Origin of the sequence: Bradyrhizobium sp. YR681 (genome assembly GCF_000282615.1) — a bacterium.
Taxonomy (GTDB): domain Bacteria; phylum Pseudomonadota; class Alphaproteobacteria; order Rhizobiales; family Xanthobacteraceae; genus Bradyrhizobium.
On the sequence record NZ_AKIY01000169.1, the window covers coordinates 1 to 518 of the forward strand.

Genomic DNA, 518 nt, shown 5'->3' on the forward strand with positions numbered 1-518 from the left:
TAAGATCTCGGTTTGAGTCGGGGTTTCACACTTGATGCCTTGTGGCATCTGGTGAACGACTGGGTGCGAAAAGCCCAGCGACAGATTCAACTTGTCGCCTTGTGCTTGAGCGCGGAAACCCACACCAACCAAGTTCAGCTTCTTTTCGAAACCCTTAGTGACACCGTTGACCATGTTATTGACCAACGCACGCAGGGTACCGGACATCGCATTTGCTTCACGGCTGTCATTTGCAGCCTCGAAGTTCAGCGTGCCATTGTTGTTTGCAACCTTCACCAGGCCAGTCAATGGCTGGGAAAGCGAGCCCAACGGGCCTTTTACTGTGATCTGCGCTGCAGTAATGGTCGCTTCCGCGCCACTCGGCAGTGCAATCGGCATTTTACCAACACGAGACATATTGCACTCCTTAGGCCACGTAGCAAATCACTTCGCCACCGACACCGGTAGCGCGCGCTTTGCGATCTGTCATGACGCCACGTGGAGTGGAAACGATTGCCACACCCAGGCCGTTCATCACG

Annotated in this window: 2 protein-coding genes; both read right to left on the reverse strand. The window is 54.2% G+C overall.

Going from position 1 to position 518, the window contains the following annotated elements; genetic code table 11:
* Positions 1 to 396 (reverse strand): 50S ribosomal protein L6 (locus PMI42_RS12870; RefSeq protein ID WP_008134671.1); only part of this gene is annotated, 396 nt, incomplete at its 3' end.
* 10 nt (positions 397 to 406) lie between these two features.
* A partial coding sequence (rpsH, locus tag PMI42_RS37915; protein ID WP_081502904.1) for a 30S ribosomal protein S8 occupies positions 407 to 518 on the reverse strand: 112 nt, incomplete at its 5' end.